Origin of the sequence: Lacinutrix iliipiscaria, from assembly GCF_042686125.1 — a bacterium.
Lineage (GTDB): Bacteria > Bacteroidota > Bacteroidia > Flavobacteriales > Flavobacteriaceae > Oceanihabitans > Oceanihabitans iliipiscarium.
Genome location: NZ_JBHUOV010000015.1, coordinates 91,154 through 114,817, shown reverse-complemented (window position 1 = coordinate 114,817; position 23,664 = coordinate 91,154). Strand labels below are relative to the sequence as shown.

General features: G+C 32.3%; 23 protein-coding genes. All 23 read right to left on the bottom strand.

Annotated elements, in window-relative coordinates:
* Window positions 1-3,171 (bottom strand): M1 family aminopeptidase, encoded by a 3,171-nt coding sequence (locus ACFS5M_RS13280; protein ID WP_183489174.1) that lies wholly within the window; start codon window positions 3,169-3,171, stop codon window positions 1-3.
* A 2-nt stretch (window positions 3,172-3,173) separates the two neighbouring features.
* Window positions 3,174-4,046 (bottom strand): ABC transporter ATP-binding protein, encoded by an 873-nt coding sequence (locus ACFS5M_RS13275; RefSeq protein ID WP_183489170.1) that lies wholly within the window; start codon window positions 4,044-4,046, stop codon window positions 3,174-3,176.
* A gap of 50 nt (window positions 4,047-4,096) precedes the next feature.
* Window positions 4,097-4,441 (bottom strand): 5-carboxymethyl-2-hydroxymuconate Delta-isomerase, encoded by a 345-nt coding sequence (locus ACFS5M_RS13270; protein ID WP_183489166.1) that lies wholly within the window; start codon window positions 4,439-4,441, stop codon window positions 4,097-4,099.
* 23 nt (window positions 4,442-4,464) lie between these two features.
* Window positions 4,465-5,541, bottom strand: a complete 1,077-nt coding sequence (locus tag ACFS5M_RS13265) for a serine hydrolase domain-containing protein (RefSeq protein ID WP_183489163.1) — start codon at window positions 5,539-5,541, stop codon at window positions 4,465-4,467.
* A 126-nt stretch (window positions 5,542-5,667) separates the two neighbouring features.
* Complete coding sequence (locus tag ACFS5M_RS13260) at window positions 5,668-6,366, bottom strand: DUF4386 domain-containing protein (RefSeq protein WP_183489160.1); 699 nt, start codon at window positions 6,364-6,366, stop codon at window positions 5,668-5,670.
* Between the two features lie 186 nt (window positions 6,367-6,552).
* Window positions 6,553-7,410 (bottom strand): alpha/beta fold hydrolase, encoded by an 858-nt coding sequence (locus tag ACFS5M_RS13255; RefSeq protein ID WP_183489157.1) that lies wholly within the window; start codon window positions 7,408-7,410, stop codon window positions 6,553-6,555.
* 26 nt (window positions 7,411-7,436) lie between these two features.
* On the bottom strand, window positions 7,437-8,399 hold the full coding sequence (locus tag ACFS5M_RS13250; RefSeq protein ID WP_183489154.1) for an NAD(P)-dependent alcohol dehydrogenase: 963 nt from the start codon (window positions 8,397-8,399) through the stop codon (window positions 7,437-7,439).
* Between the two features lie 204 nt (window positions 8,400-8,603).
* A complete protein-coding gene (locus ACFS5M_RS13245) occupies window positions 8,604-9,341 on the bottom strand; it encodes a DUF3108 domain-containing protein (RefSeq protein ID WP_221267590.1) in 738 nt (245 codons plus the stop codon).
* A 20-nt stretch (window positions 9,342-9,361) separates the two neighbouring features.
* Window positions 9,362-10,186, bottom strand: coding sequence for an NmrA family NAD(P)-binding protein (locus tag ACFS5M_RS13240; protein ID WP_183489151.1), 825 nt, complete (start codon window positions 10,184-10,186; stop codon window positions 9,362-9,364).
* Window positions 10,187-10,221: 35 nt separating this feature from the next.
* The gene (locus tag ACFS5M_RS13235; RefSeq protein WP_183489150.1) at window positions 10,222-10,716 is read right to left on the bottom strand and encodes an anthrone oxygenase family protein; all 495 of its coding nucleotides are present in this window, start codon (window positions 10,714-10,716) and stop codon (window positions 10,222-10,224) included.
* An 86-nt stretch (window positions 10,717-10,802) separates the two neighbouring features.
* Window positions 10,803-11,333, bottom strand: coding sequence for an NADPH-dependent FMN reductase (locus ACFS5M_RS13230; RefSeq protein WP_183489147.1), 531 nt, complete (start codon window positions 11,331-11,333; stop codon window positions 10,803-10,805).
* Window positions 11,334-11,335: 2 nt separating this feature from the next.
* A complete protein-coding gene (locus tag ACFS5M_RS13225) occupies window positions 11,336-11,791 on the bottom strand; it encodes a DoxX family protein (protein ID WP_183489144.1) in 456 nt (151 codons plus the stop codon).
* Between the two features lie 21 nt (window positions 11,792-11,812).
* Window positions 11,813-12,457, bottom strand: a complete 645-nt coding sequence (locus ACFS5M_RS13220) for a hypothetical protein (RefSeq protein ID WP_183489141.1) — start codon at window positions 12,455-12,457, stop codon at window positions 11,813-11,815.
* Between the two features lie 53 nt (window positions 12,458-12,510).
* Entirely contained in the window at window positions 12,511-13,098 is a 588-nt protein-coding gene (locus ACFS5M_RS13215) for a Crp/Fnr family transcriptional regulator (RefSeq protein WP_379899073.1), read from the bottom strand.
* A gap of 213 nt (window positions 13,099-13,311) precedes the next feature.
* The gene (locus tag ACFS5M_RS13210) at window positions 13,312-13,935 is read right to left on the bottom strand and encodes a CatB-related O-acetyltransferase (RefSeq protein ID WP_183489135.1); all 624 of its coding nucleotides are present in this window, start codon (window positions 13,933-13,935) and stop codon (window positions 13,312-13,314) included.
* Window positions 13,936-14,004: 69 nt separating this feature from the next.
* The gene (locus tag ACFS5M_RS13205) at window positions 14,005-15,480 is read right to left on the bottom strand and encodes a serine hydrolase (RefSeq protein WP_183489133.1); all 1,476 of its coding nucleotides are present in this window, start codon (window positions 15,478-15,480) and stop codon (window positions 14,005-14,007) included.
* Window positions 15,477-15,650, bottom strand: coding sequence for a hypothetical protein (locus ACFS5M_RS13200; protein ID WP_183489131.1), 174 nt, complete (start codon window positions 15,648-15,650; stop codon window positions 15,477-15,479). Before ACFS5M_RS13200 ends, ACFS5M_RS13205 begins: the two co-directional genes overlap by 4 nt.
* A gap of 75 nt (window positions 15,651-15,725) precedes the next feature.
* Window positions 15,726-17,468, bottom strand: a complete 1,743-nt coding sequence (locus ACFS5M_RS13195) for a helix-turn-helix domain-containing protein (protein ID WP_183489129.1) — start codon at window positions 17,466-17,468, stop codon at window positions 15,726-15,728.
* A gap of 343 nt (window positions 17,469-17,811) precedes the next feature.
* Window positions 17,812-18,453, bottom strand: coding sequence for a DUF6266 family protein (locus ACFS5M_RS13190; protein ID WP_103052474.1), 642 nt, complete (start codon window positions 18,451-18,453; stop codon window positions 17,812-17,814).
* Window positions 18,454-18,814: 361 nt separating this feature from the next.
* Window positions 18,815-19,543, bottom strand: coding sequence for a hypothetical protein (locus ACFS5M_RS13185; RefSeq protein WP_183489127.1), 729 nt, complete (start codon window positions 19,541-19,543; stop codon window positions 18,815-18,817).
* Window positions 19,544-19,551: 8 nt separating this feature from the next.
* A complete protein-coding gene (locus tag ACFS5M_RS13180) occupies window positions 19,552-19,869 on the bottom strand; it encodes a hypothetical protein (protein ID WP_183489125.1) in 318 nt (105 codons plus the stop codon).
* Window positions 19,870-20,798: 929 nt separating this feature from the next.
* Entirely contained in the window at window positions 20,799-22,910 is a 2,112-nt protein-coding gene (locus ACFS5M_RS13175; protein WP_183489123.1) for a Piwi domain-containing protein, read from the bottom strand.
* Between the two features lie 46 nt (window positions 22,911-22,956).
* Window positions 22,957-23,664: a hypothetical protein gene (locus ACFS5M_RS13170; RefSeq protein WP_147376122.1), complete on the bottom strand. Its 708-nt coding sequence runs from the start codon at window positions 23,662-23,664 to the stop codon at window positions 22,957-22,959.

Here is a 23,664-nt window from a genome sequence, read left to right as displayed (position 1 = left end):
TTATATTGCCCTAAATAATTTATCAATTTCAGATTTGACTGCCTCATTTGGTACTACTTTATATAATTCCTCAAGCAAATCTAAAGACGTTGGTTTTTTTGGATATTTGTTATTAGCTAAAAAACTTCTTAACGCCTGATTTACTTTATCTTCGCCTATTAATTCAGATAATTCCACCATTGCGATTGCTCCTTTTGAGTAAGCTATATGTGTTGCACCATAAGGCACTTTGTATAAAGGTGGATCTCCATAAAGTCCTTTTTCATTATCATAAATTTGTTGATGTACTTTAACACGTTCCATCATGCGTTCTTTCCCATACAACTTTTTGTAAATCATCATTTCGGTATACATCGCTAAAGACTCTGTGAGCAATGAAGCTCCTTCTCTTTCATCTGGATTTATTTGACTATTTCCCCACCATATATGAGCCAATTCATGACCTGCTAGTTCATTTATTACATCTTTACTTGGATCACTATCTATATTAGCATGAAATATCATGTTTTCGGTCATAAAAATGGTCGCTGGATATGCTGTTGCTGCAAATCCACTCGTAAAAGATGAGACCTCAACAAAACTTATTTTTTCAAATGGATAAGCACTAAAATTATTCACACAATAATCTAAACTCAGTACGGCATTTTTTAGTAATCGATCTACATTTTCAAAATGCATGTCATGGTAAAGTACTTCAATTTCTATGTTACGATGCTTGACAGATTGCCTTTGATACTTAGCAGATGCAACTGCAAATCGAAATGGAATACCATCGGCTTTATACTGGGTATTTGTCCTATCGTTTTCAGTCCAGGTTTTAACAATATTACCTATTCCCATAGGTGTTTGATTGCTTTCCGTAGACACTACCATATCTAAATTGATAAAGTCATTTTTAAAAACTTCTGGAGCTTCAAGCTTCTTTAAACGTGTTGGATTTCCAAGTCCATATTCTTCTCGTTTTTGCTGGTCTTCTATCTCTTTATCTGATTGGTATCCCAATAAAGGATAATAATTGCTAATCCTCATAAACGTACCATTATCAACGATAGCATTAAAAGATTGATGCCCATTTACAGCGAACCATTTGTATGATAAATTAAACTCCAGAGTCGCTGTATCACTTGGCATAAAAGGCTCATCAAGTTTTATCTCTGAAACAATCTCATCAACTGAAATATCTATATTATGCATTCTAAATGTTGCTTCATTTAATTCTAAGTCGGAATGAAAATTCAATAGAATCTTATATATCGGTTTATCTGATAGATTTTGAATTCTATATTTTCCTTGAATTTTATAAGCATTTTCAGAAGGATACAAGTCTATTTTTGTATCTACATTTATAATTGTAGGTTGCGATATATTTTGATAATGACGGTAATTTTTTTCATAACCAACCGCTTCAATTATTTGTGCTTCTTCATTTTTTGGTGAATAACCATTCATGAAATTAAAGCCTCCAAAAACGCCTAATCCAAAGAAAATAATAACAATAAAAGATTTGATTTTAGTCCATTGTTTAAATTTTAAATAGGAATTAAAAATCCAAATTAAACCTAAAAGACAAATTCCAAAAAGCAATCTGTTTGAAAAGGCCAACAGATAAGCACCATAACCATTTAAGTCGCTAAACACACCATTGAACCCTGAGAAAATGTGTAACAATGGATATGGTAATAACATCTTAATTATTGGTGTTGCAAAAACTACAACCGCTAATATTGAAACTCCTAAGGCTACATATTTGTTATTTATAATCGTATTGATAAGAAGTAACAATGTACCGAAAAGAAAAAGCGGAATTGTATTAAATATCATAACCCCAAAATAAGCCAACCAATCAATTTGGGTATATCCATAACTTATTTGAAACACTAATGCAATTACTATAAGTAGCGTCGTTAAGAAGACCAATAGCACAGCTAATGACATTAAATGCCCTTTTAATTTTACTTTTGAAAAAAATGTACTGTCTTCAATTAAATAAAAATTGGCTGTATTACTTCTCCAATACATATCATTTATAAAATACACTAGAATAAATGCTCCTAATAAGTGAAAGCTTTGAGAAATAGAAGTTGCCAAAAGTCCTGAACTGGCATAATAATTTGGTAAACGAATGCCTTTATCTATATCAGAATACATCTCCATACCAACAAAGAATACCAACAGCATTGAAACGGCTACTATAGTTACACTTTTAAAAAGGTAAATTACATCAACCTTTGCAAAGGAAATGATTGAACTGAACTCTGACTTAAAACCAAAATTAAGAGCAGGTGTTTTAACTTTTGTTAATCTTACTTTTGCGTCTTTAACTTTATGCTGTTTACGCTTTAATTCCTTTTTACTTGTCGCTTTACTAAATACATAAAAACGATAAGAAATAACCAAAAACAATATTGATAACAATATATAAGCGATACGATTGATAGCCAAAAAGCCTTTTAATGAAACGATAAACTGATTTTTTTCGGTAACACTCAAGTCTCTAGCTTCAAAGAAATATGCAGAAACTCCAAAAGGATCTAATAATGATGATAGTTGCTGTACTTCAATAGATTGTGGTATGCTTCCTGCCATAAATGGCGAATTAGAAAACACTAATAATATCATGTAAAGTACATACAACAATAAACCTCCAATAACCACTAATAACTTCTTACGTGTAATATAAGCAATCATAAACAAGAAGCTACAAACAAAAAAACAGTTTAAAACTCCAAAGATTAAAAAAGGATAGAGATACGACCAAAAACTAAATCCTAACTGTATTTCGTTTCCAGTACGCGAGTTTTGACCTATGACAAAACCTATAATTAAGATTAAAAAACTTAAAAAAGTTTTTAAAGTAAACACTGAGAATTTCCCTATTAAATAGTTTTTAAGCGTAATTGGATACGAGAACAACATAATATCAAATTTTGTGTCCCATTCCTTAAACAGAATCTCTAAGGCAAATAAAATAGCCATAAAAATTATTGACAGACTCAACAAAGCCATCATAAAGCCAATGGTGTATGGGGAATTAAGATAAATTCCTTCACCAGCAGTTAGGTTAAACTTATAACCACAAAACCATCCTATAAGCACTAATATTAAAGCTGTTAAACCTAAAACATAACGGTTACCGCTATGCTTTAATTGAAATTGAAGTATAGCATTCATAATTAACTGTTTTGAGAAAGAACATTAAAGTAAACGTGTTCTAGTATTGGTTCAACTGGTGAAAATCCTTCAGGTTGTGTAGGTGAAAACACTGTAATTTGAAGTTGACGCTCTATAAGTTGCTGACTAATAACTTTTAGATTTGATTGGTAAATTTCCAGTTCATCACTATCAATAAATTTTGACCAGATTTTACCTTCTAAATCTTCAATTAATTCTTTTGGCTTACCAGTTTTAAGAATTCTACCTTTATTCATTATGGTCATTTCAGAACATAGATTTTTCACATCTTCAACTAAATGAGTAGATAAAATCACAACTACTTCACTACTAATATCACTTAAAAGCGTGTTAAAACGGTTACGCTCCTCTGGATCTAGTCCTGCTGTTGGCTCGTCTACAATAATGATTTTTGGGTCGCCAAGTAAAGCTTGGGCAACTCCAAATCGCTGTTTCATACCACCAGAAAAGGTATGTACCTCTTTATCTCTAAAATTCCACAGGTTGACTTTTTCTAACAAATATTGAATTTGTTTCTGACGTTCAACTTTATTATTAACACCTTTTAAAATCGCTATATGGTTTAATAAATCGTATGCATTTACTTTAGGGTAAACACCAAAATCCTGTGGCAAAAATCCTAGATTTTTTTTGATATAATCTGTGTCTTGTACGACATCTATATCATTAAACTCAATAGAACCTGAAGTTGGCTTTTGTAAGCCTACGATCGTTTTCATTAAAGAGGATTTACCAGCGCCATTGGGACCTAACAAACCAAACATGCCATTCTTTATCTCTAGGGAAATACCATTAATGGCATTATATCCATTTTTGTAGATTAGATTTAAATTGTTAATTTTTAAGGTATTCATAATGCTCTTTTTTTGATTGATATTATCATTTTTAGCTTTAATATGCATTTCTAAATTATATTTCTATTACAATATGTTGCCTTTTCGAAATCTCTTATGTTTATAGAAATAATAGGTACTTCAGGAAACATGGCTTTAAGTTCAGTAACTATTCGTTTTGAAAGTTCTGCTTTTTGTTCTGTGGTTCTTCCTTCCATGATGTTAGTAAATACATGAATGAAATTATCTTTAGAATTACCTACATTATAATATTGAAAAGGATTAATTCTTACTTTAATATCTTCAGGAGTAAACAATCCAGTTGACTTTGCTGTATCATACACTTTTTGCATGATAATTTCAGGTGATTTCAGTTCTATGATTTGTTGCGAACAGTCTATTACAAAGTGTGGCATATCGTTTTATTTTAAAATTTTTACTATTTAAAGTTTTTGATTACTAAGGACGTAATATCCCTTGTCACCTGTGTTGGCGAATTACAATCACAATTACTAAACCCTATGACATAAATATCTAAACTTGGTACATAAACACTCATAGATTTAAAGCCAAATACACTTCCTCCATGCTCTCTCGTTGGCACACCATCAATATCTTTTAAATGCCAACCATAACCATAGGTAAATTGCTCTCCATTGTTTAATTTATTTTTGCTAAATACTTTATCTTTTGTATTTCGAGAAACTAACAGATTATTGTTAATAGCTTCTTGCCATTTTAACATATCATCAACAGTTGACATTAAAGAACCAGAAGCATACGGAATACTTAAACTCACATACATTTTGTTTGTAAACGCTCCTCTGTTATGATAGCCATAAGCTCTTTTCTTTACAATCGCTCTATCACTCGCATAACGAGAATTGTTCATTGCAAGCTTTTCGAAGATGTTTGTTTCTATAAAATCTTCATACGTGTTTCCTGATACTAACTCAATGATATATCCCAAAACGACATAACCAGAATTATTATACTCAAATTTTTCACCTGACTTAAACTCTACAGGTTCATTTTTAAAAAAATCTACTAACTCTTTGGGTGTAAGATCTTCTTTTGCAATACTCATAATGGATTTCATCTTAGTAAAATCCTTAATTCCAGAGGTATGTGTCAATAAATGATGAAGGGTAATATTGTTTCCATTAGGATAATCTGGAATAAATTTTGAAACAACATCATTAACATTTAATTTACCTTGTTCTTCAAGCATCATAATAGCTATAGCTGTAAATTGTTTGGTCATGGAACCGATTTGAAAAACGTTATCTGGAACCATATCTACATCAAGTTCTATATTTGACTTACCAAATGCTTTTCTGTAATTCAACTTACCATTTTTTGCCACTAAAAACACACCTCCTGGTCCATTCTTATCCTTAAAAACATTAACCAAAACACTATCAATATGAGCTTCCAAATGCTGTGAATGTATTACTTGCATTATCAAGAAGGTGATCACTAAAACCCTGATTCGTTTTAAATATTCTAATTTCATAATGCTCGTTTTTTGATTGATTGTAATTCTAATTCTTAAGTCAAACTTAGTCTATTTGTTAATCAATATTCTTAAGCTATCTTAAGAAAATCTATTTGCTTTTAAATACGACTGAAAACTGTGTCTTTAAGTTACATTATTTTTCTTTTTTTTTATAATGTCTCCTTTTTTAAGCCCTTTAATTAATAACCAAACAGTGAATGAAAACTCACCAATAACCGACGGCATAATTACGATGACTTCAAAAATATTTTTATAGTTAACATAATTAGGCATACTTAGTTTTGCCACGCCATCTATGATATAGCCTAAGGCAGCAAGTAATAATAGAATACCCAAGGCTTTAGGCATATATGTTGATTTTATAATTAGAGAACCTAAAAAAATTAAGTGAATTCCAAAAAACACCAATCCAATTGTCCAGAGTATGTCAAAATTCGATAGTAGTTCTGATATACGATGCTGCAAATTTGTAGAATGGCTCACAGTCAATGTTAGCGAATAGATTTTCCATAGTTTGATTAAAGCAATTCCAAAAAAAAGGGCATGTAAAAACCGAAATATAGAAGCGATATAAGTCACTTTTCTATTTACTGATTTTGTTAAACCAAAAAGTGACCAAACTAATATTAAATCAAAAAACAACATGATTACAAACGCAAGTAATCCGTTTCCTAATTGAGAGTGATTATTAATGAAATTTGCAGTAGTTATTGCTGAACTAGTAGTATCTACAAGACTTTCTAGCACTGCAAAATTTGCATAAAAACCAGCAAGAAAAATCATTGTATAAGCAATTCCTGATACTTTAGCGACTTGTTTCATAATCTGCATATTAAATTCTACACAAAATTATTTACTCTCAAAATGAATTTCATTAACTTAAGTTAAGAAAAGCTATTTGATTTGGCGCAATAACATGATAGTCAGCTTTTTCTAATACTGAAACTTGATAACGCAAAAAAATTATGTTCAGGAAATGTTAGATATTTTATTGCAGCTATTATTATATTATTTGATTTCATCCATTATTATATGCTCTATTTTCATAAAGTCCTTAGAACTTGGTACGTGTTTAGAACCTTTTAACAAGACAACTTCCTCTAAAGATGGAAATATTTGTTTTGCTCTTTTTATCATTTTTCTTCCTGGAAACATGATATCATTTTCTGCAGCAACAATGGTTATTGGAGTTTTTATATTTTTTGCAGTCTGTTTAGAAATTGTTGGTAAAGATGAAAAATCCATATTGCAATTTTGAAAAGTAGTTGACATAAAAGCTAATGCAAAATCATCATAGTCAGAAAAAAGGATATTCATTACCTTTTTGATGTATTCTTGATTATTCGTTTTTATAAACTTCTTCAATGGTATAAACATTTTGAATACGTTTTTAATTGGGTTTCCGTTAACAATATAAACTGGTGCAATTAAGAACACCTTTTTTATTGGGGTTTGATTAAATTCTAAAGCTTTTAAACTAATTAAACCACCAAATGAAAAACCAACTAAAGTCACCTCTTTAAGTCTTAGTTTTATGATGATTTCTGTTAGCCAATTTCCATAATCCAAAGATTTCATTCCCAGTCTATTCTCAGCACTTTTATTCGGTTGAGCTAGTACATCTATTGCATAGACACAATATTTTGAGGCTAAATTAGGGAAGGAATCTAAAATTTGTGGTGCGCAACCTCCTGTACCGTGTATAAGCATAAGAGGAGGTAATTTAGTATCACCAACGATAATTACATTGGTTTTACCGAATTTGGTTTCTATTAGTTCCTCTGTATAATTAACCTGTAGTTCTTTAAGTTTTTGATTGTATAGACTTAAAATTTTTGATTTTCCTTCTTGTGATTTGAAAAACATTTGCAGTTCGTTTTTTGATTGATGAATTATGAATTGATGATTACAACATTTCCAACCTTACGGCCAGTTTCAAGATAGTGATGAGCATCTGCTATATCTGAAAGCTTGTAACTTTTATCGATATTTGTATAAAGTTTACCTTGTTTAAACAAATCTACCAATTCTAAAAATAATCGTTTTAACTCCTCAGTCTTTTTTATACCTGTAGCTGCAAATTTCACTTTCTTTGAATTAAATAACATTCGATAAAGAATTTGACCACTCAATACTGGCGTCATAAAAACACCATTAGAACTTATTAGTTTTTTAGAATCTTTATAAGATAGTGTTCCAACCGAATCATAAATGACATTATACTTCTCCTGTATATTAGCCATGGATGTTTTTGTGTAATCTATTACTTCATCGGCTCCTATAGATTTTACAAAATCAATATTTCTTGTGCTACAAACTGCTGTAACTTTTGCGCCCATTACTTTTGCTAATTGAACTGCTGCTGAACCTAGACTTCCAGATGCACCATTTATTAAAATATGCTGACCTTGTTTTAAATCAGCTATATCTTTTAAGAAGTTGTAGGAAGTTAAAAAACCATCACAAATAGGAGCTGCTTCTAAATGAGAAATATTATTTGGTTTAATTTCGATAACTAAATCTTCTGAGACACATAAAAATTCTGCATTACAACCATTGCTAAACAATTTTTCACCAAAAACCTCGTCGCCTATATTAAATTTAGTGACTTGTGACCCAATAGATTCTACAACGCCTGAAAACCCTGTACCCAATGCCGTATTTTTCGGTTTAAATAAACCTAAAAACAACCTTCCATATTTGGGCACTCCTTGGCGCATCATAGTATCAGCTCTTGTAACAGAAGAAGTCTTAATCTTTACTAAAACCTCATTAGGTTTAGGTGTTGGTTTCTCAGTATTAATAATCTGAATAACTTCTGGGGAACCATAGTTTGTATAAATTGCTGCTTTCATAATTGCTATTATTTACTGCAAAGTTGGTGAATTCTTGGGCTTTAAACGTTCGTGTTTAGAAATTAGAACTAATTAAGAGGTCATAAATGGTTAAAATAACGGGATGATTTTTGGAAACAAAGTCATTGATATTTGTTTAATCCATTTATAACTTTAACTCAATAATATAAACAATGTAAGCACAGCTTTTCGATTTAGTTTTCTTTATTCATCTAATCTCATAATCATTTTTCTAGCACCTAAATTAAGTTCTTGTTTTAGCAGTTTTCTGGTTGACATATCAATGTAATAAGTAATTAATGCCGTATGGTTTGAAATCTCGTCAGTAGTTACAACTTTCCAAACTTGTTTTAGTTTTCCATTATGTTTTGTGGTCGTTACTTCGGTACTTTTTATTGTTGCAGTAATAACCCCAATTTTTGATTTTGGATTGTAGTCAAAAATTGAAATAGTTTTTGAATAGCCATTTTTTAAAGGAAGAATCCTTAACAGTTGAGGGTAAAAGTTGCTATCAAAAAATGGTTCATTAACTTCTTCCGATATTTTAGTTTTGGAATCGGATTGCTTATCTAAATAATAACCTGTTATTTTTTTACCGAATTGTAAAACCATATCTCTCTGTTGATTGTATGAAGAATGATAAATTGGCTTAAAATTCTTTGTTCCAACAATAGTACTATCTACCCAATTACTAGGAGATTGTTTCATAACTACAGTAGTTATAATAGTGACACTATCTTTTCCTTTCTTAATTTTAGTAAAAATGTCTCCTATTTTAATTTCTATTGAATCCTTTACCATGAACCAAGACATTTTTGTTGTTTCTGACTTGAGTAAATTAATATTGCCAGGATTATTTTGTGGGCTTAATAATTGTTCTTGGCTAGTGACTTGAGTAGAAATGCCAAGAATAAACAGCGAAAAGCAAATTATTTTTTTCATTTTATAAGATTTTTACGTTTTTAATTCCAAATACCAGTTGCAGCGGTCTCTTTAGCGAAGGTTTCAAAACTTTTTGCAGGTCTACCCAACACTTTTTCAACATCATTATAAACTTCTTGGTTATTAGGATTACCTAATACGTCTTGAAATAGATAACCGAAGAGCCATATATATGATTCAGGAAGTCCAGCTTGTCGCATACCATCTTTAAATTCTTCAATAGAAATAGGTACAAATTGAATAGGTTTATTAGCAGCTTGAGCCATAATGTCAACAACTTCTTTGAAGGTTCTTTTTTGTGGTCCTGTAACAGTTAGGGTTTGTCCGTTATAACTATCATCTAGTAGGACTTTTGAAACTACATCTGCAATATCATTAACATCAACAAATGGAATTTTTGCTTCAGGCATTGGTAATGCGACTGTACCATTTAATACAAACTCTAAAAATGCACCTTCACTAAAATTTTGATTAAACCACGACGCACGAACAAGTGTAAAGTTTAAGCCAGAATTAGCGATAATTTCCTCACAAGCTTCAGCTTCAGTTTCACCTTTCCCTGAAAGTAATATTACTTTTTCTAATCCAGCTTCTAAAGCCTTTTTGCTTAGCGTGCTAATGGCCTCTCTTGAGCCTGGCACTGCCAAATCAGGATAATATACAATATAGGCTCTATCCATTCCTTTCAATGCCTCATCGTAAGTATCTGTGTTTTCCCAATCAAATACAGGGTTAGTTTTTCTACCAACAACTCTAACATTATGTCCTTGTTGAGTTAAGTTTTCTGCTACTCGGCGACCAGTTTTCCCAGTTCCTCCGATAATTAAAATGTTTTTTGATTTCATGTTTTTTAATTTTAAATATTAATAATTGTTCTGTTTTATTTTGTGTAAATAAGACCTATCAGCAATAGGGCAAATGAGGTAAAAGAGGAAATGGTTCGTTGAATGTGCCATCGTTTCCATGGTGCTTCAAATTGGGTTCTTAACTCTTTAAGCTCAACTGAAGAAAGCTGCTCCAATACCGTTTTATCAAGTAGTTCATTGAGTGGCACATTTTTGAAAACCGTGATAAGACCAACACCCAAAAAAAACAAAATTGCTGCAAGAATAAATGACCAGAATATCGTTGGAGGTGTATTACGATGCAGGTAGGCATTAATGAATAAAAGTATCACTGGTCCAAAAAACACAATGAGAAAACTACGGTTGATGATGGCGCGGTTCATTGCTTGAAATGATTGCAAGAACCCTAAGTCATCTAATCTACCAATACCAGGTGTTATGGCATTAGACCATGTAAAACACAGTCCTGCTGTTAGTCCTGTAAATAAGATGCTTAGCATTAATACGATAATTTTAAAGTTTATTTCCATTTTGATTGCTTTTTGTGGATGATATCCAGGTTAATAAGTCTTGATATACTTTAGCTGTGGGTTTTATTTTCCTAACGTTACAACGTTCAGAGTTCGTTAGAATATTTCCTCACTTTCTCTTTCATTTCCTTTTCGAGATTAGTGTCTATTACCTTGCCGTCTTTGAAATTATCATAGAAATTAGGCAATGAAAATGTGTCTGTGATTTTAGCTCCCATAAACGGGAAATAGGCCCTTGCAGATTCTAACACAGTGGCTCCTCCTCTACTACCTGGTGAGGTTGCCATTAACAGCATTGGTTTTTCTCTCCATACTTTCATGTTTACACGAGACAACCAGTCTAATGTGTTTTTAAATACTGCAGCATAAGAGCCGTTATGTTCTGCTAGCGAAACCATAAAACCATCGGCAGTATCAAACAAGTCGTTTAGTCTTTTTATAGCTGTAGGAATGCCATTTTCTGCTTCAAAATCAGCACCATAAATTGGCAATACATAATCATTTAAGTCTATTGAAACAACCTCTACTTTTTCTAATAAATTAGCAGTATAACTTATTAAACTTTTGTTGATAGATTTTTCACTATTACTTCCTGCGATTGTGATTACTTTTTTCATGATTATTCTTTTTTAAAGATTAGACCATCTATTGACCATTTCCCACTTCCATTTACTAATATGCTTAAGGCAAGACCTATTATGAGAAGTGAATATTCAAAGCCTTCACCTGCCTGATTACCAAACCAGTTCATGAAAAAGCCATGCTCTAGCTGTGTGGTGTAAATGATACCTATAAACATTCCTGTAAGCGATAATGCCCAAAACCTGCTCACAAACCCTAGAATTAGTGAGATTGAGCCAAAGAATTCAATCATAATTATTGAGAAGGCTACAATACTTGGCAATCCCATTTGTGAAGTGAAAAACTCCATGGTTGCTGTATAGCCATTACCGCCAAAAAGACCTAATAATTTTTGTGCACCATGTGGAAATATGACTAAGCCGAGTGTTAATCGTGCAATGCTAAATCCAATATTTGGACGTGTTATTAAAAGTGTTTGTACTAAATGTTTCATATTATTTAAAATTTAAAGTGTTTATAAAGTGTTTCGGTAATACACACCGAAAGATGTTTTTTCTATAGGATTAGATCCATATTGATCTAAGTCCAAACCAATACCAAATTGATGTCCATTGAGTGATACGCCTGCACGGAATTGCTGAAAACTTCTTGAATGTATTTTAAACTCATCCCAGACGGTTAAAAACTGTCCGTTGAACCAAAGAGTGATTTTATTGTTTATGGGTTTATTGAATTGAAATTGTGCAAATGCTTCGGCATAGCTAGCATCCTTTTGTTCAGAATACGCTAGCGTAGGAATAATTACAAATACGACTCGTGAATGTTGTAATGTGAACTTTGCTGACAATCGTTCAGAATATCCAGAGAAACTGTTGTAATATATAGACGGCCCAATGGCAATAGTTTTATTAATGTTCCAGAATAACGTTGGTTGCACACCTGTCTCATCAAAGACTTGGTTTTCGTCATCTCTAAATTTCTGAAAAAACGCCAGCGTATTAACACTTAGAGTTTTACTCTTATTAATAGTGTAACTAGAGTATAAAGTAAAATCTGTTTTATCAAAACCGACGAACAGTTCTACTTGTGTAAATTGTGCTTGTAAATAGTTTGCAAACCCAATTGTTAAAAACGATGTGATGATGATTACTTTTTTCATGCTACAAAATTCCGATAGGAAAACATGAAAAAAAATGAACTAGTTTAAGACTTTTAGATTCTATTGACTTTAGAGATAATTTTACTCATAAATTCTGGTGTAATGCCAATATATGCTGCTAAGTCTTTTTGGGTAACTCTATTAATAATGTTAGGATATTTCGTTTTAAAGGCAATATATCGTTCTTCGGCGGTTAAGGATATGCCATGGTTAGAACGCCTTATGTAGCTTATGAGTGACCTTTGATATAGTATGCGATAAAACCGTTCAAATTTTGGTATTTCTTGAAAAAGCAAATCATAATTAGCTCTAGAAATTCCTAATAATTCTGAATCTTCGGTAGCTTTAATAAAATAACGTGTGGGCTCTTTGGTCATAAAACTAGCCATGTCTCCTGTCCAATAATCTTCAACAGCAAACATAGAGATATGAGGCGCGCCACCTTCATCCAAAGTATACACTTTTAAGCAACCTTTTTTTATAAAGTACTCGTATGTAGCAATGTCGCCTGCCTGCATTAAAAAGCCTTTCTTTTTTACTTTTATGTCTGTAAGCAAAGAAATATACTTCTGTTTTTCAAGCTCGGTTAAATCAATAAACCTGCTAACATTATCAATAATAAGTTGATGTGAGTGCTCCAATTTCAAGATGCTTTTTCTACTATACTCAAATTTAAGTATTTGACGCTACTTATTGAAAGACTTCGCTTAATTTCTTAACAAAGCATCAGAAAAAAATAATTTTACAGGCTTATACTATATAAAATGTTGCTTTCATAATTGTAATGATTTACAACAAAGTTGCAACTTGTTTGTGTGATAAAGGTTCATGTTTGGAAATTGGAACAAATTCAATTATTCCATCAATTTCTCTATTTTGTTATCCGTTAAGTTCTGGATGTTCTTTGTGATTTTTTCGATATCCCAATGCCACCATTGAAGTTCTAAAAGTTTAGCAATAACTTCTTTTGAAAAACGCTTTTTAATTTCTTTAGCAGGATTGCCACCAACAATAGAATACGGCTCAACATCTTTTACAACCGTTGCGTTTGTGGCTATAATTGCTCCGTCTCCAATAGTTACTCCCGCCATAATTGTTGCGTTATAGCCTATCCAAACGTCATTACCAATGTTTATATCTCCCTTTTGAGGGTAGGATTTTCCTTCCATGGCATCTTCCCAACCATTATCAAAAACCGCAAAAGGATAGGTTGATATAGCATCCGTCAAATGATTGGCGCCATTCATTATGAACTTTACATCAGAAGCAATCATACAGAATTTTCCAATGATTAATTTGTCACCCACAAAGTCAAAATGGTATTTTACATTTTTCTCAAAGTTCTCTACATTTTCAAAATCATCATAGTAGGTGTAATCTCCAATAATGATATTGGGGTTCTTTACTATGTTTTTTAAGAAACATAATTTGTCGTAATGCTCAAGTGGGAATTTTATGTTTTTATCAGGTCCTGTCATACCGTTTTGATTTTTTAGTGATTCTTATGGAGTATATTTCCATTATCTGCATATACATTGGAAAGCGAATTAGTTTTTTTTCAATAATTTGTTCAACGTTTTTTTGGAACTCTCACTGCCCAATTTAACCGCCTTTGTGTAACTTTCTATGGCTTCTTCTTTTTGGTTGTATTTTAAGTAAGCTTCACCCAATGAATCCCATAAATTACCATCTTGAGGAAATAATTTCACATTGAGTTTAAACAATGCTAATGCCCAATCGGGCTGGTCTTCTTTTTTTAATCTGCTGTACCCTAACCTATTTAAAACCGCATGGTCGTTAAATTCATTTTTAAGTTCTTTCTTTAAAAAATCAGGTAATTTTTCGGCATCTGATGATGGATTGATTCTCATAAATTCATGAATCAATTCATAAATATTTCTGGGAATTGGTTTCGCGTTATAATTTGTATCAAAAATCATTTTACCTATTTCTCTCGCAACGTTTTCTGATTCAGGTCCTAAAAACGCATTTGTGATGTATATGACCACAACATCGTCATCTATAAATCGAACGAAGTCTGCGAAGTACAAACCATTACTACCATTATGAGCAACAATTTTGGTGTCTCTATCACTTTTAGATATGGCCCAACCATATCCATAATATGATGTCATTTTATCATTTTCAGCCACATATGCCGTTTCTTGGATTGCTCTTGTTTTGGACGTTAATACTGCATTGTTTTTTAAGGCCACGTGCCATTTGTATAAATCTTCTATGGTAGAATGTATGTCGCCTTTACCAATACTATACCAATGATTAGTGTTGTAAGGTAGGTGTTGTTGGGTTGTTCCCCAATCTGTCCATTTTTCATCATCTCGATTATAGTAATAGCCATGCGCCAGTCGTTCCGTACTAAAATTGATGCGTTTATATCCAGTATTCGTCATTTGGGCAGGACCAAATAGGTTTTCCTGTAGAAAAGCATTATAAGTTTGTCCTGAAACCAACTCCAATATAGCCGTGAGCATAATATAGTTGGCATTGGCATATTGGTAGGTTGTGCCAGGTTTAGAATGCAATGTTGACTCAAAAAATTCGTTTAAAAACTGTTCTTTACTTGCTTCATGATATCTAAAACCGCCTGTTCTATTAGAAATTCCAGAGGTATGTGTCAATAATTGATGAATGGTTATATCACTCTTATCACTAGGTGTCTGATTAAAATAGGAACTTATTTTATCGGATGTGTTAATTTTTCCTTGTTCCACCAATTTTAAAATAGCGGATGCTGTAAATTGTTTGGTTACAGAACCAATATTAAAAACAGTTGCTGGTGCGTTGGGAATTTTATTTTCCCTGTCTGCCCAGCCATAGCCTTTAGATAAAATAACTTCACCTTTTTTAGCAACCAACACAACACCAGAAAAGCCATTGTTTGCGCTTGACTCCAAATACGAGTCAACTCTGTTAAAGAGCTCTTTATTGGTGGTTTGAGAATGAGTGCTTAACGTTGAAAGCGTGATAAATGCAAAAATTACTATTTTAATAGATGATTTCATTTTGATGATTGCTTGTTATTTGAACCATATTCTAATGCCGCACCAATTGCTATGCCTAGTACAAACCATAATTGCATATTTGAGGTGAAATACCCTATAATAGTACCTAGTATGATCCCTATTCCTAATTTTACTCCTTTTTTAGTTTTTTTAATTTTCATTTTTTCCATTGTGCTGTTCTTAATTATATTATAGCAAAATTATAACAGCTTTAAATATGAAAAGTTCTACTTTAAAAATCAGAACTAACTATTACTTTTAAGGTAAGTATTCGGTGTTATCCCTTCTATTTTTTTGAAAAACGTATTAAAGACTGTTTTAGAATTAAAGCCACTATCATAGGCTACAGCCATAATGGTCAAGCCTTTGTTTTCTTCTAAAAGAATACGCTCTTTAAACTCTTTTACTCTGTAAGAATTCACATACTCTGAAAAGTTTTTTTGAAAGCCCAAGTTTAACAATTGAGATACATAATTTACTGGAAGCTCTAAGTAAGATGCTAAATCTTTTAAGGATAGATCTGGGTTTAAGTACAGTTTATAATCTATCATAATTTGGTCTAGTTCTTTACTATATTTTTTAATTTCGTTAGCATCTAGTAATGCCTGCTTATACTTTTTTTTCTGTTTATAGTTGACATTATCTGGAATGGCTTTTAGCATGATGTCTTTAAACCCTTTGTGATTTTTTACAGGTTTAAGAATTGGTGACGGATTTAATAATAAAATTAAAGGCAAGCGGTTATGATATGCTTGTGTTACAAAATCAACTACCTTTTCATTATTACCTAATAAGGCATTAACTAATATCAAAAACGTAAATGCCTTATCCACAAGTGCTGTTGTTAAATAGGTTTCTAATTCTTTTAATCCATCATTACACTTTTCCGTTTCATTGAGCTTTGCATAACACATGGTTTCACCACCTAATTTGGTGAGGTCTTTCACAGAAATTCCTTTAAGTGAACCGAAATATGTCAAAGCTTCATTTGGTTTGCCTGACATTAACAAACTAATTCCTATATAAATTGGAGGAAAAGGTAACATTGGGTCTAGCTCCAATGCCTTTTTTAGATAAGGTATTGCAGTCTCGTATTCTTCTTTCAAGTAGTATAAAAACCCCTTATAATGATGGTTAATGGCAGCGTAAGGATCTAACTCTAAAGCTTTATCAAGGTAATTACGTGCTGCATCTAATTTCCCTTCCACTGTTAAAAAGTTAGAAATGGTTAAGTAGATATCGTCTGCTGGTTGTATCTCTAAAGCGTTATTTGCGTGTTCGTAGGCCTTCTTAAGATTCCAATTTTGCCAACATTCAATCCAAGCTAAATTCAATTGTGATCTTGATGAATTCGGATCGAGTTCTAAGGCTTTTTGCAAATAAGGTTGGGCTTTTTTGTATGCTTCAAATGCAGGTAAAAGTCCCATGGTTCCCATATAAACATAGCCTTGATTAATATCTAAATAAGGATTTGGGAAATTTGGTGCTTTTTTAATAATACCTTCAAATATATCAATTGCCTTATATGTATTATCATAACCTAGTTTCATTAAAAAATACCGACCCTTAAGATATTCTCTATAAATAGCTACAGGAATATCAATAGGTTCTACTAGTTTATCTTCTATTTCAAGGTGGCCTATATGTTCGCGTAGTTTTTCTGCAATGAAGAGACTAATCTCATCTTGTATCTCAAAAATATTTTCTGGATTTCTATCAAAAGTTTCTGACCAGAAATGAAAGTCATCAACCGTATCAATCATTTGTACTGTAATACGCAATTTCTTTTTAGATGCCCTAACACTCCCTTCTATAAATGTAGCGACTTCCAGTTTCTCTCTTATCTCTTCAGCAGTTACTGTTTTGTTTTTAAAATAAAATGATGAGGTACGGGAAGTAACTGAAAGTTGTTTGATTTTTGCTAATGCATTAATAATTTCCTCTGTTAAACCATCACAGAAATACTCGTTGCTAATATCGCTGCTCATATTAACAAATGGTAAAACTGCTATGGATTTTTGATTAATCAAAGGTTTAATTTATAAAGGCAAATTTAAAAAATAAAAAATGAAAGTATGCCTAGCAACTAATTCAAAAAGCAATAGAAAAATCGACTTAATTAAGACTTATACAACTGTTTTGAATTCTATTTCCCGATACAATATTTAACTTTTCTTTATAATAAAGGGTTTATCGTGTTTGGGCAACAAATAGGATACAAAAAACTCATAAAAAGAGTAAAACAAGAGCAATCATTAATAAATTCATTTACGAATATAGCATAAAAAAACCGCTCGATTTGAGCGGTTTTCAAATAAAAGCACCAAGCTATTAATTGGCTATCCCAGAGCCTAAATAAGTACTGTTTGATACTTGGCTACCATCGGCAGTTATAAATGCCATAAATAGCTCTACAGTATCTCCTGCGTAGGTTGTTGGTATTGCAACAATTTGAGTTCCTACTGTTCTGTCTGCTCCATCTGTTAAAGAAATAGATTCTTTCTTTGATGGATTGTAAACCAATAACATTGCTTTATCGGTAGCATTGGCGTTACCTTCAGCAGAGTTATCATCCCAGTTAAAAGTTACCTCTCCAGCTGTTGCAAGATCTGTAGAAGGGTTCAAAGCAGCTGATAAACCTCCCCTACTTACTAATGCGGTTGCATAATCCACCTCAAAGTCTGGTTCGACTCCTGTGATGGCATTATTTAACACATAAGACATCGCAGCATTAAATGCTGTTTTCTTCACTGCTAAAAACTTATACCCTTTTTGGATAAATGGTTTAACAGCTTGAATAAATTCTAAAGTCACAGTAAACTTGTTTCTTTGGTTTACCTGACCTACAGTTCTTGGATTGGCTACACTTGAAGGTTTAATTCTGATGTAGTCAATTCCTTTCCAGCTTCCACCGATAATGTTTCCAACCTTACCGGAAAGCCCTCCTAAAATTCCTTGAGCAATTTTACCCATAACATAAATAATTTAAATGAAACTTACTTTTCTTCGGACTTGGTACGGACTTGACACGAAGTTGTACCTTCCGTTGAAATATATGGCAACTTTTATGCTATTCGTTGGATATGGATTTTGTTGCTTTAGATTGCTTCCTTTTGCATCAGAACTAAAAAAATGAATATTTTTTTTACAAAGAAAAAGAGAAAAAAGAAAGCCGTTTCTTTGATGGCGTTGACATACTGTCAAGTTTTTTGGAAAAAATATTGCTGATGGAAAGGGTTTTGAAATTTGTGCCTGACCTCAGGTGCAATATTTTTTTCAAAACCCGTAGGGCTTGAACTTTATAGTATGGTGAGCGTGGGATGAAGGAAGCCAGCTAACTTTGCAAACTTTTTTCTTCTTGTTTGTTCAGATAAGGGTGTTTAAGTCGCTCAAACATTAGTTGCCTAAAAGGTAAGGTTTCTTCAGTTGGATATGCGTTTAGGTAATTATACATTGCAATTGCCATATACCTTGCAAAACGATTGTATTTTCTAATCGGAATAAAATAAACACCTTTTAGATGTTCAAACTTATATATGAAGCCTTGAAGTGACAAATGACCTTTATCATACTTATATGCTATTAAAACTTTATCTGAATTTAAATCTGATTCTTCAAGGTATTTGAAATTATCTGCTATTAAATTCCAATCGAAATTTTCTCTAAATTTCCAATGCTTACCATTTTTCCTCTTATGAATAAGCTTGTCTTCTGCTTCGTCTGATGTAACAAAGGTGTTAACAATAAATTTATACTTTTTTAGCTTACCAAGATTGGTTTTGGATGATAGTATAAGGTTGACAATACTTTGGTTGTAGAATACTTCAAAACGTTTTAAAAACAAGAAAAAACGAAAAGCAGACATTGCAAATATAAACTCCCTTCGTTTTGCACCTGGTACAGTTATGTTATCGTTGGTAAAATGAATATTGAACTCTTTTCTTTTGTTATCAAAACCCAATGTTAAGTGTTCTCCATTATTTAAAGATGGAACATTAAGGATGAATCCTTTTTCATCGGTATAATTAAAACGCAGAAATAATTCTTTTAAGCCTTCAACCATTGTAGCAACTAAAGTTCGTTAGCAAAATCAATGGTGGTTTTTACAATACCAGCTATAAGTGCACTTGAGATTTCAGCACTCATTTCTTTTGCTTCTACAATTTGTTTTTCTTCTGACTTTTTTATTGAGTCCCTTAAAGCTTCAACTGCAATATCTCTTAATTTTTCTTTGCCAATTTTTTTGACTTTTTCAGATACCTCTGGATTATTGGATAAATCATTTACAACTTTTGAAGCTATTTCTTGAATTAGCTTTTCTTCGGCCTCGCGGTCTTTTACAATGTTGACTTTTGGTTCTGTGTTTTTGATATTTATTGTGACGTTCATCGGTATTAATTTTATCCAAAATTAACAATTAAATGAGCAGGTTAAAATGTAACTTTTTAACATCTAAATGTTTATAAGTTTACTTTTAGCAGGTAATCGCGTAGCGTATGGCGATAGCCATAATAGCGAGCCGCCAGCGAGTTGAGCAAGGGTGGTGTGGGAAAATAGCCCGATAGTGCTACCACACCTACGTTGAAAACGCAAGGGTGGCGCAGGTTTTTGAAGCCGTTGGCTTTAGCTTGGGTGTAGCGTGGGAAAGCAAGTGTAACAATTGAATGAAGCTATTGAAGGATGGTTACCGTTTTTAAATTTTAGCAATTGTGAGTACTTACCGTGATTAAGCTAATAAGGATTTAAGTAGATTAAGGAAATTGAGGGTTTTGATTTTACCTAATGAGCAATTGCCAATTTAAAAATGGGTTGAGTGGTGGCTGAAATAGCTGACTGAATGCGTTACTCTTGCTGTGCGCTTGCAATATAGAATAATCCGCTTTTGGATTTAAAAGATTATTTAATCAGTTATTAAAGCGGTTTTAAAAGTATTCGGATACTTCAATTTACTTGAAGCGGTTATTGTATATGCAAAATGGCTGCCATCAAAAACTGTGACACCCTGATTAGCCCGCAGCGAACAGCAGGCGAGCCAAATTATGAAGCAGCGGTTGTACCCCAATTTATATTTTGTGTGCCACGAGCGCACACCTTATTGGGGTTTGGGGTGCAAGAGTAGCAGCGGGTGAGGAAGTTGTGTAGTGTGTGAAGTAAAGCAAATACATAGTGCTAACGAGGATGTGTCACCGCAGTAGTGCTATGTATGGTAAGCACCAATGCAACGCATTTGTGATTATGCTTTATGGAACAAAATGGAACAACTGACGAACACCTTATTACCTGCTCTTCCTAAATATTTAATGTAGTTAAGAACTTTGTTATAAAAACCACAACGTATCTTTTGCATCCTCTGGAACACCGTTTTCAAAACGAGGTGCTATTTGGGCTACCATTTCGGGATATTTTATGGTAATTGGTACATTTTGTTGGCGTAAGGATTTCCAATACAATCTGCTGAACTGATATACTTGGGTTAACAATTCTTCAATCACCTCAACATCTTCAAAAGCATCTTCATCTGGACTGCTTATTTTTATCTTTATTGGAAATGGATAACCATCAGTATCTGCATAATAAATATCGTTTGGGTAACGTGCATTATTAAATAGTAAAAATTTATTTATTCCTATACGAATGTATGTACCACTTACAGGCATTAATTTATTTCCCCAATTTACATCGTAAGCAATTATATCTTCTGCTTCGGTTTTATTAATGTTCAGAATATATAAAGGCACTCCTAATTTTAGTTTGTTCATCCCATCAATAATTGGTTGTAGTTCTTCGTAACTCATTTCTTTATAAAAATGAATGACTACTTTATCTGCTTGAGCTACTGATGTAAAATCTCTAATTGCCTTTAATATGCTACCTGCTAATAATTCTGTTTCGTTTTGGTTGAAATATTCAAAATTTCTAAACAAACCATTGTTTTGAAAACTAAATGCACTTGCTATATATCTTCTGTTTTCGCCTTGATTGGTAAATGCTCCTACTCCAATTACCAATTCTTTTTTATCAGTTACTGCCAGCTTCCAAGGTGCACCACCTAATTTAGCGTGAATAGCTAATGCCATATTTTGCAATGAAAACTGAAAATTGTATTGGTCTTGGATGTTTACAATCATCTTTTCATAATCGACCACTTGGGTTACAATGCCCTCATTTAAAAACAGTTCTTTAATCCGGATGTAAATTTCCCTATTGTCAGGATCTGGTGTAAACTTATCGAAAGGACTTATATAAAATGCTGCATACTTTACATTTTCGTGGTCAAAAGTTAAACTTTCAAGCTGTTCAACTATTTCGGGTATTGGGTCATTTTCATTGGTGAACTCGATAAAATGCTCTTTTGAAGCTGTTGCCTTTATATTCACATAAGCTTCCAATCCTTTGTAATAGTTCTTTTCAGTATTTACACCTTCTTTTAGATTTTGATAGAAAGACAACACTGAATCTTTATGTGAGGTATGGCAAATGAAAAATATCTTGATATTTTGATTGTTTGGTCTTCTGTAAGGGTTTAAAATGTTCATAGCCTTTTTAGGCACTAAATGGGTTCTTTTATTACCATATTGGTCTTTACCAAACTCTAATAAGCCCAAGTTAGGGTTGATGTGATTGATGCGATTGCCAGGAACATCTATAAAGGCATCTTGCTTAAAAGGAAACAAGGTCTTAAATTCTTCTGTAAACAAGTAGTTTTTAGCAAAAGTAGTGATGAGTGCTACATACTTTTGGTATCTGTTCTTTGGTCTGTCTGGTTCTTCAATAGGTATATTTAAAGCTCTTGCCAGTTGTAAATTGAATATTGGAAAGGCTTGAGTAAATTCTATGCTGTTGTAAAACTCTTCTTTGTCCTCTGTATCAAGGTTCATTTGGTAATTGAAGGTTTTTTGACCATACACACAACGCTTAATATACTCTGTTTCCTCAATATCATTAACTGATTTTGTGAGGACTTTTGACGTACCATCATACGATACCACAAGTTCTGGTAAGTCTGTTAGTGTTGCAAACAGTATTTTGAATGAGAATTTATAGTATAAATTATAGTCTGCTGTATTTCCTTTTTTTGAAGGCATCCAAACCTGTACATCACGTACAAAGTTTTTGACCACGATGTAACCCTTTTCTAAAAAGTAGGTTTTTAATTGGTGTTTAAGGAATTGTTTGTATATGCGTAGTTCTTTATCCTTTATTAAATTTATTTTGATACTTGGGGCATTGGGTATTTCTTGGGTAAATGTGGTGAAAATATGCTCTAAACTTGATAAATCTGTATCTGGAAACGCCTCTTTTACCTGCTTTGAAAACTTTGATCTATGGATTGGATGGCTACCTTCAATATCTTCTAACGATAGATATATAACAGGTGTACTACTTGGCCATTTAAAATTGAGTATGTTCGTCTTTAAGTGTTCTTGCATAAATAATGAGGTGTTTTTGTATTTACATATAGTGAGTGATTATAGGTTATAAATAGACATCGTACTTTTCAAGTTTTTCAAATAGACCTAATATATTTTCAATGATTTCATTAATAAAATTCTTGTTGTCAAATACCAAGTTGTAATAAACAATATCCCTATCTTTCTCCAATAAAATATATCTTCCTTTAGAAAAGGATTTTAGAGTATTATATTTTCTAATTTCATCACCAAAGACTGTACTGTTATTGTGTACAATACAATTTCTCACTCTCCTTAAATTATTTATATATGACCAATGAGGTTCTAATTCTTTAATATCAACTTTAGCAGCTCTTGTTAAAAACAACTTTGCTTTTTCAAATTCACTATTACCACGTAAATCATCCAAACCAAACTCTTTATTATGCATTAAACAATAAGAATTACACACGTCTTGAATAGTCCGTTCTATAAAAGAAAACAATTGTGTAATCATTGAAGCCCTAAAACTTTGTACAAAATCCCTATCAATTTCGATTACTTTATCAACTAAAGTATCCTGTAAATGATTTAAATATTCATCCGCATACTTTTTAGGTTCAGCTTCAATTTTCTTCATTATTTTAGTATATTCCTTTTCGTGATTAGTCAAGGAACTATCAAAATGGTCTTCGACAAACTTTGCATAATTGCGAAAGGTTTGTAACTCCAAGTCTAAAAAGAAAATATTGTTATCTTTTCTGAAATTTGAAAGTGCGTTTATTCTTGACAT

What these genes read in the sequence shown, in the direction of transcription:
- ACFS5M_RS13175 (WP_183489123.1), bottom strand. Translation starts at nt 22,910, where the DNA reads ATGCAAGAACACTTAAAGACGAACATACTCAATTTTAAATGGCCAAGT.
- ACFS5M_RS13230 (WP_183489147.1), bottom strand. Translation starts at nt 11,333, where the DNA reads ATGAAAAAAGTAATCACAATCGCAGGAAGTAATAGTGAAAAATCTATC.
- ACFS5M_RS13205 (WP_183489133.1), bottom strand. Translation starts at nt 15,480, where the DNA reads ATGAAATCATCTATTAAAATAGTAATTTTTGCATTTATCACGCTTTCA.
- ACFS5M_RS13240 (WP_183489151.1), bottom strand. Translation starts at nt 10,186, where the DNA reads ATGAAATCAAAAAACATTTTAATTATCGGAGGAACTGGGAAAACTGGT.
- ACFS5M_RS13185 (WP_183489127.1), bottom strand. Translation starts at nt 19,543, where the DNA reads ATGGTTGAAGGCTTAAAAGAATTATTTCTGCGTTTTAATTATACCGAT.
- ACFS5M_RS13245 (WP_221267590.1), bottom strand. Translation starts at nt 9,341, where the DNA reads ATGAAAAAAATAATTTGCTTTTCGCTGTTTATTCTTGGCATTTCTACT.
- ACFS5M_RS13190 (WP_103052474.1), bottom strand. Translation starts at nt 18,453, where the DNA reads ATGGGTAAAATTGCTCAAGGAATTTTAGGAGGGCTTTCCGGTAAGGTT.
- ACFS5M_RS13260 (WP_183489160.1), bottom strand. Translation starts at nt 6,366, where the DNA reads ATGAAACAAGTCGCTAAAGTATCAGGAATTGCTTATACAATGATTTTT.
- ACFS5M_RS13255 (WP_183489157.1), bottom strand. Translation starts at nt 7,410, where the DNA reads ATGTTTTTCAAATCACAAGAAGGAAAATCAAAAATTTTAAGTCTATAC.
- ACFS5M_RS13280 (WP_183489174.1), bottom strand. Translation starts at nt 3,171, where the DNA reads ATGAATGCTATACTTCAATTTCAATTAAAGCATAGCGGTAACCGTTAT.
- ACFS5M_RS13170 (WP_147376122.1), bottom strand. Translation starts at nt 23,664, where the DNA reads ATGTCAAGAATAAACGCACTTTCAAATTTCAGAAAAGATAACAATATT.
- ACFS5M_RS13265 (WP_183489163.1), bottom strand. Translation starts at nt 5,541, where the DNA reads ATGAAATTAGAATATTTAAAACGAATCAGGGTTTTAGTGATCACCTTC.
- ACFS5M_RS13200 (WP_183489131.1), bottom strand. Translation starts at nt 15,650, where the DNA reads ATGGAAAAAATGAAAATTAAAAAAACTAAAAAAGGAGTAAAATTAGGA.
- ACFS5M_RS13180 (WP_183489125.1), bottom strand. Translation starts at nt 19,869, where the DNA reads ATGAACGTCACAATAAATATCAAAAACACAGAACCAAAAGTCAACATT.
- ACFS5M_RS13210 (WP_183489135.1), bottom strand. Translation starts at nt 13,935, where the DNA reads ATGACAGGACCTGATAAAAACATAAAATTCCCACTTGAGCATTACGAC.
- ACFS5M_RS13225 (WP_183489144.1), bottom strand. Translation starts at nt 11,791, where the DNA reads ATGAAACATTTAGTACAAACACTTTTAATAACACGTCCAAATATTGGA.
- ACFS5M_RS13195 (WP_183489129.1), bottom strand. Translation starts at nt 17,468, where the DNA reads ATGAGCAGCGATATTAGCAACGAGTATTTCTGTGATGGTTTAACAGAG.
- ACFS5M_RS13220 (WP_183489141.1), bottom strand. Translation starts at nt 12,457, where the DNA reads ATGAAAAAAGTAATCATCATCACATCGTTTTTAACAATTGGGTTTGCA.
- ACFS5M_RS13270 (WP_183489166.1), bottom strand. Translation starts at nt 4,441, where the DNA reads ATGCCACACTTTGTAATAGACTGTTCGCAACAAATCATAGAACTGAAA.
- ACFS5M_RS13235 (WP_183489150.1), bottom strand. Translation starts at nt 10,716, where the DNA reads ATGGAAATAAACTTTAAAATTATCGTATTAATGCTAAGCATCTTATTT.
- ACFS5M_RS13275 (WP_183489170.1), bottom strand. Translation starts at nt 4,046, where the DNA reads ATGAATACCTTAAAAATTAACAATTTAAATCTAATCTACAAAAATGGA.
- ACFS5M_RS13250 (WP_183489154.1), bottom strand. Translation starts at nt 8,399, where the DNA reads ATGAAAGCAGCAATTTATACAAACTATGGTTCCCCAGAAGTTATTCAG.